This is a genomic window from Pseudomonas sp. LF-5, from assembly GCF_037626295.1.
GTDB classification, from domain to species: domain Bacteria; phylum Pseudomonadota; class Gammaproteobacteria; order Pseudomonadales; family Pseudomonadaceae; genus Aquipseudomonas; species Aquipseudomonas monsensis.
Map to the genome: position 1 here is coordinate 688,951 of NZ_JARKMT010000002.1, position 12,593 is coordinate 701,543.

The 12,593-nt window shown below is 59.6% G+C and carries 9 protein-coding genes; 6 read left to right on the forward strand and 3 right to left on the reverse strand.

Annotation, left to right across the window (positions count from 1 at the left end):
• Positions 1-111 precede the first annotated feature (111 nt).
• From PseuLF5_RS10400 to PseuLF5_RS10420, 5 genes are all read left to right on the forward strand, one after another.
• The gene (locus PseuLF5_RS10400; RefSeq protein ID WP_123465960.1) at positions 112-453 is read left to right on the forward strand and encodes a helix-turn-helix domain-containing protein; all 342 of its coding nucleotides are present in this window, start codon (positions 112-114) and stop codon (positions 451-453) included.
• On the forward strand, positions 450-821 hold the full coding sequence (locus PseuLF5_RS10405) for a hypothetical protein (protein ID WP_003223109.1): 372 nt from the start codon (positions 450-452) through the stop codon (positions 819-821). Before PseuLF5_RS10400 ends, PseuLF5_RS10405 begins: the two co-directional genes overlap by 4 nt.
• Positions 822-1,229 (forward strand): sel1 repeat family protein, encoded by a 408-nt coding sequence (locus PseuLF5_RS10410; protein WP_128616548.1) that lies wholly within the window; start codon positions 822-824, stop codon positions 1,227-1,229.
• Positions 1,230-1,468: 239 nt separating this feature from the next.
• Positions 1,469-6,235 carry an RHS repeat-associated core domain-containing protein gene (locus tag PseuLF5_RS10415; protein WP_340133436.1) on the forward strand — a complete coding sequence of 1,589 codons (4,767 nt, stop codon included), beginning with the start codon at positions 1,469-1,471 and terminating at the stop codon, positions 6,233-6,235.
• On the forward strand, positions 6,232-6,591 hold the full coding sequence (locus tag PseuLF5_RS10420) for a hypothetical protein (RefSeq protein ID WP_340133438.1): 360 nt from the start codon (positions 6,232-6,234) through the stop codon (positions 6,589-6,591). Before PseuLF5_RS10415 ends, PseuLF5_RS10420 begins: the two co-directional genes overlap by 4 nt.
• A gap of 78 nt (positions 6,592-6,669) precedes the next feature.
• On the opposite strand, the gene PseuLF5_RS10425 is transcribed toward PseuLF5_RS10420, so the two are convergent.
• A complete protein-coding gene (locus tag PseuLF5_RS10425; protein ID WP_340133440.1) occupies positions 6,670-8,460 on the reverse strand; it encodes a bifunctional diguanylate cyclase/phosphodiesterase in 1,791 nt (596 codons plus the stop codon).
• Positions 8,461-8,594: 134 nt separating this feature from the next.
• Positions 8,595-10,679 carry a carboxy terminal-processing peptidase gene (locus tag PseuLF5_RS10430; RefSeq protein WP_185015818.1) on the reverse strand — a complete coding sequence of 695 codons (2,085 nt, stop codon included), beginning with the start codon at positions 10,677-10,679 and terminating at the stop codon, positions 8,595-8,597.
• Between the two features lie 138 nt (positions 10,680-10,817).
• Here PseuLF5_RS10430 and PseuLF5_RS10435 point away from each other — a divergent pair, with 138 nt between their 5' ends.
• Positions 10,818-11,780: a zinc-binding dehydrogenase gene (locus PseuLF5_RS10435; RefSeq protein WP_123467439.1), complete on the forward strand. Its 963-nt coding sequence runs from the start codon at positions 10,818-10,820 to the stop codon at positions 11,778-11,780.
• 142 nt (positions 11,781-11,922) lie between these two features.
• Here PseuLF5_RS10435 and PseuLF5_RS10440 read toward each other — a convergent pair whose 3' ends face one another.
• A complete protein-coding gene (locus PseuLF5_RS10440; RefSeq protein ID WP_123467437.1) occupies positions 11,923-12,576 on the reverse strand; it encodes an HAD family hydrolase in 654 nt (217 codons plus the stop codon).
• Between the last annotated feature and the right edge of the window lie 17 nt (positions 12,577-12,593).

Sequence of the window (12,593 nt, forward strand, 5' to 3'; positions counted from 1 at the left end):
TGACGAAGTCGCTCTGCAGATAGATACCCCCCGCGACCTTGGCCGCTGTTAGGATTACACTTCTAGGGAAAAGTGCCGACTCGCTAAGTGTTGTTGTCCTACGGGGTAGTCATGGATATTCAGATAATTGCACGCGATGGCGAGCCCGAATACGCAGTTCTGCCTTGGGCTCACTATCAGGCTCTACTGAAAGCAGCAGGGATCAACGAAACACCGTCGCAGCAGGCTCAAGCGCCGCTCGCGACCACACTGGACCCGATTCTTCCAGGTCTGGATCAACTACGCAGTTTGCGCGAAGGGAAGGGCATCGCCATCGAGGCGCTGGCCCGCACGGTAGGCATCAGCCCGTCTTATCTGGCCATGATCGAAAGCGGCGAGCGTCAGCCTGACGCCGCGATTCGTCGCAGCCTGGCCTGGGAACTGACGGTGCCAGGTTGGAGGGATGAATCGTGAGCGTACGCATCAGTCGTCAACATTGGGACGGATTGCTGGGAGAACTGGATCAGGCGCGCCGGCAGCGCCATCTTCTGACCTACCGAGCCTTGCTCGAACGTTTGCAGTTGCCGACGCCGGCGATGCAAACCCTGACCGCTGCACTGGAACATCTGGCGGCACTGGACGCCAAGGCCGAACAACCGTTGCGCAGTTCGCTGGTGATCAGTCAGGGCGCCAGTCGCCTGCCGCGCACCGGTTTTTTTGAATGCGTTGAACGTCTGGGGCGTTTTTCGGGGCCGTCCGATGGTGTTGCCGCTGCCTCTTGGCATGCATCGGAAGTGGTCAGAGTCTTCGAATACGAATACCCGGAATCGGCGGAGGCCTGAGTGTTTTTGCGACTCAAGGCGCGTGCCGCTTATTGGCTGGCCCGCAGGCTGTTTCATTGGTCGTGGTTTGTCCGTCAGCCGCGGGGCTGGCGCTGGCTCGAAGGCCAGTTCGCGCGCATGGCCAATCTTGGCGACGTCGGTGCGCAAAGCTTTTACGGGCACATCCTGACCTTCCGTGGTGTTGGCCTCGGCGCACGTGAAGAAGGCGTGCGTTTGTTGCGTCTCGCGGCATTGGCCGGGGATGGCAAAGCGGCCTATCAGGTTGGTGTGATCAGTCTCGCAGGCACCCCGAGCAAAGCACCGGACCCGGCGGACGCAGCCCGCTGGTGGGGCATGGCCGCCAAGGCCGGACACCCACTGGCCGAGCTCAAATTGAAAGAGCTGAACGCGCGGGATTCAACGCAGTAAATCCATTTGTGTCGATCAGATAAACGTGGCGTGAGGGAAACCTCTCGCCACGTTTTCGTTTTTGTCTGTACGTTTTGTAGTAAACGGTTTATTGCAGATTAGTCCTACAGCAAGTGCCTACTTGCCTGACTTCTTTCCAGATTGATCCCCCGCACAGTTCCCGCGCCTAACTTTTTGCGCGAGGGAACGCCAATGTTTGACCCGGTTTTTCAGTTCGTCCTGCACGCCGACGTGCGTTGATGCAAGCCGTCACTCGTATCGAGCAGGAACTCGACAGCTTTCCCGACACCCTCAGGCTCTATCGCCAGCAGCTTGAGCACTGGTTGAGCAGCACGGCTGATCAGGTCAGTCATGCGGCCGATCTGCCGTCGCTGATGGGCATGGAGAGGATTATCCGCTTCGGTGATCGCAGCACCGCCGTCAGCACTGGCGACAGCGAATTCGTCTCCGGCGTCGTCCAGTGCCCCCAGGGCGGATTGATGCTGATCGAGAGCAAGTTTGAATCCGTCTATGACATTCCACTGGGCAACATCGTGGTCGATGTGGTGGCGGTGGATGGCGGGGCCGTCACGCCTGTCACGCTTGATGCGCGCGGCGAGGGCGCATTTCGTGGCGAGCCCGGTAATTTCTACCGGGTGCAAGTGCACGGTGGCGTCAGTCCGAAACAGGTCGAACAGCTTTTTGCATCCTACGACGGTCTGGCTCTTGAGCTGGAGGACTGGCTGCGCAGCGAGTGGCAGGGCTTCAAGCCGCAGTGGTCGCAGTCGGTCGCCACCGCAGCGGGGAACGGCACGCTGGCCGGGAGCTGGGCAGCCATTGAAGGGGTATGGGACAGCATTGGAATGCTGTCGGAGATTCTCAAGAACCCCGGCGCTTTTGTGGATCGACTGGGTAGTGGCGCGACCGATCTGATGAACCTGGCCGCGACGGCTCCCGAGGTCATGCAACAGTTGCAGTTGCTGGTCAGTGATGAGGCGGCGCTGTGTTTGCTGCTGCGTACGGCCAGTCTTTGGCTGGAGATGCTGCCGCCCAGTGAAATTGCCGGCAAGACCGCTGAAGCGGCGTCGATGATGATCGTGCAACTGCTGCTCGATGTGCTGATCAGTATCGTCCTGACCTTCGCCAGTGGTGGTGCCGGGATCGCCTATCTGACGCTGCGGCTCGCGGATCGTGCGGTGCAACTGCTGTCGGCGGTGATGCGATTGGTCAAGGCGCTGTTCGGCATCGTCGGCGGGTTCATCAAGTACGTCGATCAATACAAAACCGTCGCCGCACGCGGCATCGTCGCAGGGGTGAAAAAGGGTCGCATGCAACTGCGCTGGAATGCCCGGCGCAATACCTCGCTGAAGAAAGGCGAGCACCACGACGATAAGCCGGATCAAGCGAAAAACCCCAACGGCGACAGCGCCGATTGCGTGCCGCGCACCTGCACCAATGGTTGTCCGGTGTCGATGGTCACCGGCGAAGAACTGCTGACCCTGACCGATGGCACGCTCGACGGGCTGTTGCCCTTCACTTTTACCCGTCTGTATCGCACCAGCGCAGTCGAGATCGACCTCGGCCTGGGGTTTGGCTGGAGTCATTCGCTGGCGCATCGGCTGGAGTTTGATGGCGATGTGGTGGTCTGGGTCGATCACGAAAACCGCCGCACACGCTTTCCGTTGCCCAGCGTTGAACGGCCGGCGATTCACAACAGCCTGTCGCGGGCGGCGATTTTTCTCGGCGAAGAGCCGGAGGAGCTGATTCTTGCGCTGGCGGGGGAAACGGCGCGGTTTTATCACTTTCGGGCGGGGCGTCTGACGGCGGTCAGCGATTCGTACGACAACCGGCTGCGTGTTTTACGGGATCGGTCTGACAGGGTTCAGCGACTGGATAACGGCGCGGGCCGTTCGCTGCTGTTGCGCTATGAGCGTGCGCATCTGATCGGTGTCGAGTACCAGATTTTTCGCGAAGGTGACTGGCACATCGAACAGCCCCTGGTCAGTTACCGCTACGACGCCCAACAGCGACTGATCGAGGCAACCAACGCCGCCGGCGACAGCGAGCGTTACGACTACGACGATCAACACGTCATCCTGCAACGGCAATTGACCGGTGGCGCCAGTTTCTTCTGGGAATGGGAGCGGTCCGGCAAGGCGGCCCGCTGCGTGCGCCACTGGGCGTCGTTTTCGCAGGTGGACACACGTTATGTCTGGAACGACGACGGCAGCGTGGCGGTGCATTACGTCGATGGCACCGAGGAAACCTACGTCCACGATGACCGCGCACGCCTGGTGCGCAAGGTCGAGGCCAACGGTGGCGAACAGCTCAAGGCCTACGACTCCTCGGGGCGCTTGATCGCCGAGCAAGATGCGTTAGGCGCGATCACCGAATACCGCTACGACGAGGCCGGACGGCTGGTGGCGCTGCTTGCGCCGGATGATGAGCCGACGTCCTACGAATACCGTAACGGTTTCCTGCACAGCCGTGCACGGGGCGAGGCGGTGTGGACCTGGCGGCGCAATGCCCAGGGCGATGTCACCGAGGCGGTCGATCCTGACGGCCATGTCACCCATTACCACTACGACGCCCGTGGGCGGTTACTGTCGATCCGTTACCCGGACAGCAGCCGCCATGTGCGGGTCTGGAACGACCTCGGCCAGCTCGTTGAAGAGACCTTGCCCGACGGTGGCGTGCGGCGCTTTTCCTACGATGCGCTGGGGCGACGGACCACCACGTGCGACGAACATGGCGCTGTCACGCGCCAGCAGTGGGATGCACTGGGCCGGCTGGTTCAGACGACGGCGCCTACCGGTGCCACCCGCGCCTACAGCTACGGTGCCTACGGTCAGGTCACCGCCGAGCGTGACGAACTCGGGCGCATCACCCGCTACGAGTATGACGATGACCTGCACCTGGTCTCGCGCAAGATCAACCCCGACGGTACGCGGGTGCAGTACCGCTACGACCATGCGCAGTTGTTGCTCACCGAGATCGAGAACGAGTCTGGGGAAACATACCGCCTGGACTACACGTCCACCGGATTGATCCGACAGGAAACCGGCTTCGACGGCCGCCGTACGGCGTATGCCTATGACCTCAACGGGCATCTGCTGGAAAAGACCGAGTTCGGCGATGACGGCTCAACGCGGGTCACCGCTTACGAGCGCGATACCGCCGGCCGCCTGCTGATCAAGACCCTGCCCGACGGGGTCAAGGTCGAATACCGCTACGACCGCCTCGGGCGTCTGGTAGGCGTCGATGACGGGCAAAAACATCCGCTGGCCTTTGAATACGACCTGCAGGATCGGCTGATCACCGAGCATCAGGGCTGGGGTACCCTGCGTTACGCCTACGACGCCTGCGGTCAGCTCAAGCGCCAGCGCCTGCCGGACAACAGCAAGCTCGACTATCACTATGCCAAGGGCGGCGCGCTCACCGCCATCGACCTCAACGGCGCATCGCTGACCCGCCACGTCTACCAGTCCGGTCGCGAACAACAACGTCAGCAAGGCCTGCTGCTCAGCGAATATGCCTACGACGACCAGGGCCGTTTACTCGCCCACGCTGTAGGCCATCAGCACGCTTCGCTGTACCGCCGCGATTATGCCTACAGCGCCAACGGTAACCTCGAGCACATTGCCGACAGCCGCCACGGCCAGCGCACCTACGGTTACGACGCCCTCGACCGGCTGATCCGCGTGCGCCACTCGCGCGACGAACTGCCGGAAACCTTCGCCCACGACCCGGCCGGCAACCTGCTGATGCAGGACCGCCCCGGCCCGACACAAATCAGGGGCAACCGCCTGCTGATGCAGGGCGACCGCCATTACGACTACGACGCCTTCGGCAACCTGATCCGCGAACGCCGTGGCCGCGACCAGCAATTGGTCACCGAATACCGCTACGACAGCCAGCACCGCCTGATCGGCCTGACCCGCCCCGACGGCAAAACCGCCAGTTATCGCTACGACGCCTTCGGCCGGCGCATCCGCAAAACCGTCGACGGCGTCAGCACCGAGTACTTCTGGCAAGGCGACCACCTCGTCGCCGAAAGCAGCAAAACCCAGCACCGCAGCTACGTCTACGAACCCGGCACCTTCCGCCCGCTGGCGCTGCTCGACGGCAAAGGCCCGAAAAAGGCCTGCCCGTTCTACTACCAGCTCGACCACCTCGGCACGCCGCAGGAACTGACCGACTACAGCGGCGAAATCGTCTGGTCGGCGCAATACGACGCCTACGGCAAAGTCGCGGCGATCACCCTGGCCGGCGAGGACTACCTGGACCAGCCGCTGCGGTTTCAGGGGCAGTATTTCGATGCAGAGAGCGGACTGCATTACAACCGCCACCGGTATTACGACCCGCGGCTGGGGCGGTACCTGACGCCCGATCCGGTGAAGCTGGCCGGAGGGTTGAATCAGTACCAGTACGTGCCGAATCCGACGGGGTGGTTGGATCCGTTGGGGTTGAGCTGCAGTTGCCCGCCGCCGGAGCCACGACGTCCAATGCGGTACGAGGCCGGTCGCGTCGTCGTCGAAGAGGGAGCGCCTTCGCTGCCAAAGATGACGGCGCAGGAGCGGCGGGCGAGGCTTGATGAGGTGGCAGAAGAAAATGCTCATCGGCGTTTGGTTGAAATGGAGAAAGCCACACAAGACGCGCACTTCTTAGAGAAACATGGCAAACAGACCACGTTAGCTTCTCAGCAAGAACGCTCAATGACGGGAAGAAATCCCACAACTGGCGTTATTGAGGTTTATAGCAATGGGAGACGAGCAGGGCAGCCCAAAATACCCAGTGCCGCTACTCACTTTTTTAGTTATCGAGATCAACTTAATGCCATACATCGTGCTCAGCTTGTTTTCAGACGAAATGGCCAACTTGCCTCCAAAGAACCTATAAATATGGGTAAGGTTGTTGGCGAGGGGTACAAGAGGGGAGGAGTCGTTTATGGACAGCAAACACATGCGGTAGTAATTCTCAATAAGGCAGCTGAGCCTATAACCTCTTATACGGAGTTTGTGAATTGAAACGTAAGCCTGAATATTTTGTTTTGCGTGGTCTGCTTTTTCTATTTGATATAGAAAATACTCATGATGATGCTCGTGAAAAAATCATCGTCTCGAAGAACGTCAATGACAAGCAAGAGCTTGCTGAGCTGTTTGATATTCTTATGAAGCCTGAGTTTCTATCCTATAGTGTTGGTGAGCGCGAGTGGTGTATCGACACACTGAAGTACTACTTGGAAGCTGGTGATAGCTTTGATGAGGTCTTTACAAGGATCACAACTTATTTTGATGATGACGTAGAGGATCGACGTCAGTTCATGCAGGTTTTGTTGAGTTGTTTATTGAAATATCACGTCGATGATTCAGATATGGGGTAAGGCCGAAAAATTGGGCTAATTCAACTGACCCCTTCGCGGGCAAGCCCGCTCCCACAGGGAGTTCTGTTGTTTGGGGAATCAGCGCTGACCGATTAGTTGTGGGGGATGGAGGTCGGTGGAAGTTAGGCTATCAATCACATGCACGCTATACCCAGGAACATTCTTCGCATGATGCTTCGCCTGCGAAGCCATTTCCGCGAGTTGACTGGCGTCCAGCTGTGCGCAGGCTTCGGGATGCAGGTGCACCACGCCGATGGACAATGACAACAGCGGAAACTCCAGCCGTATTCCCTGGCGATTCGGGGCGATGAAGCAGCCGGCATCGAGGTGTTCGGGGCGATAGAAGCGGCGGCATTGGCTCTGGAAGTCGTCGAGCAACTGGTTGAGGCGTTTGCGCCAGTCTTCCGGGCCGAGGACGAGGAGGAAGTCGTCGCCGCCGATGTGGCCGACGAAGTCGCGGGACGGGTCGACGCGTTCGTTCAGGCATTGCGCCAGGCATAGCAGGACTTCGTCGCCGCGGCCGTAGCCGTAGATGTCGTTGAAGGGTTTGAAGCTGTCGATGTCGACGTAGCAGATGACCGATTCGCGGCCCTGTTGCAGCAGACGGGTCAGGCATTGCTGGATCGGTACATTGCCGGGCAGCAGGGTCAGCGGGTTGGCGTAGCGGGCCTGCTGGATCTTCAGTTCGGTGATCAGTTTGAGCACGTCGATCACCCGACCGAGGCCGAGGTAGCTGCCGTTGAGGGTAATGATGAAGTCTTCTTCGATGCGCTGGCGAGCACGGCTGGTGATCAGGCGGCTGACCTGTTGCAGCGACTGGCTCATTTCCACGGCGAGGAAGTCGTCGTTCATCAAGCGGCTGATCGGTTTACGCGCGAACAGGTCGGTGGCGAAGGGTTTGAGCAGGGCATCGGACAAGGAATGGCGGTGGACGATGCCGCACGGCTGGCCTTGTTCGTCGAGCACGGCCAGCGAGTTCAGATTGGCCTGACGGCGAAACGCTTCCAGTACCGTAGCGGTTGGCGTGTCGCGCCCCACAGCCGGTTGGTCGTTGAGCAGGGCACTGAGGTCGCTGCCTTCGTCGTTCAGCGCGACGGTGCTGCTGTCATGTTTGGGCATCATCGCACGGGCGTCCCGGGGCGGGTGCTCTTGTGGGCGACCAAGCAAGTATCCCTGCACCAGATCCACGCCCATTTCGGTCAACACTGCCAACTCCTCTGGCAGTTCGATGCCTTCAGCAATCACCTGCGCGCGTGAGGCTTTGGCGATCTGCAGGATCGAACCGACGAACTCCCGTTTCAACGCATCCTGATGAATGCCGTCGATGAAATGGCGGTCGATCTTCACGTAATCCGGACGCAGCTCCGACCACAGGCGCAGGCTAGAGTAGCCGGCACCGAGATCATCCAGCGCAATCGAAAAGCCCATCGCCCGGTAGTGATGCAGCGCGGTTTGCAGTAACTGGAAGTCATCGATTGGTGTCTGCTCGGTCAGTTCGATCACAACCTGGCTCGGCGGAATACCGAAGTCTTGTAGCAACTGCAGGGTGCGCCCCGGTTGATGGGCAGCTTCGAGCAGGGACTCTGGCGAGACGTTGAGAAACAGTTTGCCCGGCAGTTGCTGCTCATTGAAACGGCGGCAGGCCGATTGTCGGCAGGCAATCTCCAATTCGCTCAGGCGCCCGGCCTGACGCGCCACGGCGAACAGGGCAATGGGTGAGTGTAGCGGACTGTTGGACGGGCCACGGGTGAGGGCTTCGTAACCGAGTATGCGTCGCTCAGAGAGGCAGATGATTGGCTGGAACAGGCTGTGTAAGCCGCTTTGACTCAAGATCGAGCTCAAGGCACTCAGCTGTTCGGTCGTGGTCATGGCAATCTCTGGCGATAAAAAAAGGACTGGGAGCGCTCTCGATGAAGAGAGTGGCTCCCAGTCCTTTATTGCACGACAGAATGATGACTGTTTGATGACGATCCCGGGATCATCACCATTAAATTGCCATCACCTTACTTCTTGGCCACCTGATTGCTCAGCTTCAGGTAATCCAGCAGCACGCGCCCGGTTTCGCTCAGGTAAGCATCGTCTTCCGGTTTGACCTTGTCCGGGTCGGCAGCCGCGATGAGGTCTTCATCTTCTTTTTTCAGCTCTTTGAGCGGTTCTTCGCCTTTGGCCTTGCGACGGATGTTTTCCATGGCCAGTTGTTTGGCGTCGATGTCGGTGTGCTGGGCACGACGCTCGGCTTCGTTGAGACTGACGGTTTTCTCTTCCATCAGTTTCTGCGCCAGCGCCAGCTTGTCACGGATGAACACGAACTCGGCATCCTTGGCGGTGCGGGTGTCATGCTCGGACTTGAGCTGGGCCAGGAACGGTTTGAACGGATCGGCCGCCGGTTTGATCGCCGCGCGGATGGTGTCCCACGGCATGGCTTCCGGCAGGGCGCTCTCGCCGATTTCCTTGGTGTCGATCAGCGACGGGTAGTCGATGTCTGGCAGGACGCCCTGATGCTGGGTGCTTTGACCGGACACCCGGTAGAACTTGGCCAGGGTCAGTTTCAGCTCGCCATGGTTCAGCGGCTGGATGGTCTGCACGGTGCCCTTGCCGAAGGTCTGGCCACCGATGATCAGCGCACGATGGTAGTCCTGCATGGCGCCGGCGAAGATCTCCGAAGCCGAGGCAGACAGGCGGTTGACCAGCAATGCCATCGGGCCTTTGTAGAACGCGCCCGGGTTTTCATCTTCGAGCACATCGACACGGCCATCGGCGTTACGCACGAGCACGGTCGGGCCCTTGTCGATGAACAGGCTGGTCAGTTCGGTGGCTTCCTGCAGTGAGCCGCCGCCGTTATTGCGCAGGTCGATGACCACGCCGTCGACTTTGTCTTTCTGCAGTTCGGTCAGCAGTTTCTTGACGTCACGGGTGGTGCTCTTGTAATCCGGGTCACCGGCACGGAACGCCTTGAAGTCGAGGTAGAAGGCCGGGATCTCGATGACGCCGAGTTTGTAGTCCTTGCCGTCCTGTTTCAGGTTGAGGATGGACTTCTTCACCGCCTGATCTTCGAGCTTCACCGCTTCACGGGTGATCGACACGATCTTGGTGGTCTGGTCGTTCGGCGCATTGCTCGCCGGAATCACTTCCAGGCGGACCACAGTGCCTTTCGGACCACGGATCAGTTTGACCACTTCGTCCAGACGCCAGCCGACCACGTCGACCATTTCTTTGTTGCCCTGGGCAACGCCGATGATCTTGTCGGCCGGGGCAACCTGTTTGGTCTTGTCGGCCGGGCCTGCCGGCACCAGACGCACGACTTTCACCTGGTCGTTGTCGCTCTGCAACACGGCACCGATGCCCTCGAGGGACAAGCTCATGTTGATGTCGAAGTTTTCCGCGTTATCCGGCGACAGATAGTTTGTGTGCGGATCGTACGACATGGCGAAGGTGTTGATGTACGCCTGGAAGATGTCTTCCGGACGGGTCTGGTCCAGGCGCGCCAACTGGTTCTTGTAGCGCTTGGTCAGGGTTTCCTGGATCTGTTTCGGCTCTTTGCCGGCGATCTTCATCCGCAGGACTTCGTCCTTGACGCGTTTGCGCCACAGGTCGTCGAGTTCGGCGGTGGATTTGAGCCAAGGGGCGTCCTTGCGATCGATCAGCAAGGTTTCCTTGCTGGTGAAGTCCATCTTGTCGACGCCTTTGTTCAGCTCGGCAAGGGCGAAGTCCAGACGCGCCTTGACGCGGTCCAGATAGCGCTTGTAGATGGTGAACCCGGCGTTGAGGTCGCCGCTTTTCAGGAAGTCGTCGAACTGGGTCTTCCACTTGTCGAATTCGGCGATGTCGCTGGCCATGAAGTAGCTGCGCGACGGATCCAGCAGCTTGATGTAGCTGTCGTAGATGATCACCGAGCGCGCATCGTCAAGCGGCGGCTTGCTGTAGTGGTGACGCTTGAGCAACTCGACGACGTTCAGGCTGGCGATGACTTCATCGCGATCAGGCTGCAACTTGTCCCAGCTGTTGGCTGCGAATGTGGTGCCCGACACCGGCAACAAACCGATACCGATGAAAAGAGCGAGGGCGGTGCTGGGGAGCAAATGCTTCATGCTGATTCGACGCGGGGACAATTGATAACGCATATTAGGCCGTCTTTGAAGTCGCCGGTTCTACGAGAGCCGGTCGCATAATGCAAAAAGCCCGGCGCTACAGCTTCGGGCTCAGTCCAGACTCACTATGGAGGCACTGTGAAGGCATTGCAAGGCGTTGAAGGTCAAGTGGCATGGGTTGAAGAGCCGAGTCCTACATGTGATGTAGGACAAGTCCGCATCCGCGTGGCGGCAGCCGGCCTCAATCGCGCCGATTTATTACAAAAAGCCGGGCTCTATCCGCCACCGCCTGGCGCCAGCCAAGTGCTCGGTCTTGAGTGCTCGGGGGTGATCAGCGAGGTCGGCGCGGGCAGTTCGTGGCAGGTCGGCGATCGGGTTTGCGCCTTGTTGGCCGGGGGCGGGATGGCCGAAGAGGTGGTCGTCGACGGACGGCATGTGCTGCCCGTGCCCGAAGGCGTGTCGTTGATCGAGGCTGCCGCATTGCCTGAGGTTTATGCAACAGTCTGGCTGAATGTGTTTCAACTTGCGGCGCTCAAGCCGGGTGAGAAGGTTCTCTTGCACGCTGGCGCCAGTGGAATCGGTTCAGCCGCCATTCAGCTGTGCAAAGCCTTTGGCAATCCGTGCTGGGTCAGCGTCGGTTCTGCCGAGCGGCTGGCTTACTGTGAGGCGCTGGGGGCCCAGGGCGGGGTCGTGCGTACCGACGATCTGGAAAGCCTGCGCGATTTCGGCCCGTTCGATGTGATTCTCGATCCGGTAGGAGGCAACTACTCGGCGCTCAACCTCAAGCTGATGGCGCTGGATGGACGCTGGGTATTGATCGGTTTGATGGGCGGCCGTGAGGCAAAACTGGATCTGGCGCAGGTCTTGGCCAAGCGTGTGCAACTGCTGGGCTCGACGTTGCGCAGTCGCGATGATCAGTTCAAGGCGGATTTGTTGAGTGATCTGGGCCAGCAGGTGTGGCCGTTGTTTGCAGAGGGGCGCTTGAGTCCGCAGTTGGCCAAGGCTTTCCCGGTGAAGGATGCCGAGGCGGCGTTTGCGGAGTTAGCGAGTAATACGGTTTCCGGGAAATTGGTGTTGGTGATTGACGAAAGTCTGAGCTGACAGCAGGGAAAAGCCCCTCACCCTAACCCTCTCCCATAGGAGAGGGGACTGACCGGGTTGTTCTGCTGGGCTACATCGACCTGATGCATCGGGTCGAACTCAGGTTTGGAATATCAGCCTGCCTGTGCAGATTAAATCTTTGTCATTTCCACAGATGGATCGGCCAACCGGCCTTTTCGGCATGCTCCAGCAACACCGGATCCGGATTGACCACGTGCGGGAAATCCACCTTCAGCAGCAACGGCAGATCATTGCGTGAGTCGGAATAGAAGCTTGCGCCCTCGAGGTTCTCTTCCTCGGCATCCAGCCATTCCAGCAAGCGGGTGATCTTGCCTTCGCGGTAGGTCAGGGTGCCGACGGTCTGACCGCTGTAAACGCCATGGGCGACGTCCAGTTCGATGCCCAGAATCTCGTCGATGCCCAGACGTTCGGCAATCGGTTTGACCAGGTGCGTGCCCGAGGCCGAGATCACCAGGATCCGGTCGCCGGCCTTGCGATGGGCGGCAATGGTTTTGGTCGCGTCGCTGAAGATGATTGGTTCGATGAAGTCTTCCACCCACGGACCGACCAGATGCTCGACCTCTTCCGGGGTACGACCGATCAGCGGCTCGAGGCTGAACGCCATGTACTCTTCCATGCGCAATTTGCCATGACTGTAGGCGTCCATCAGTTCGTTGTTCTTGCGCATGAACGATTCGGGATCGACCCAGCCCAGGCGACCCATCTGTTCGCTCCAGAGGGTGGCGCAGTCGCCGTGGATCAGGGTTTCGTCCAGATCAAAAATTGCCAAAGCCATCAGTGCAGTTCTCTCTT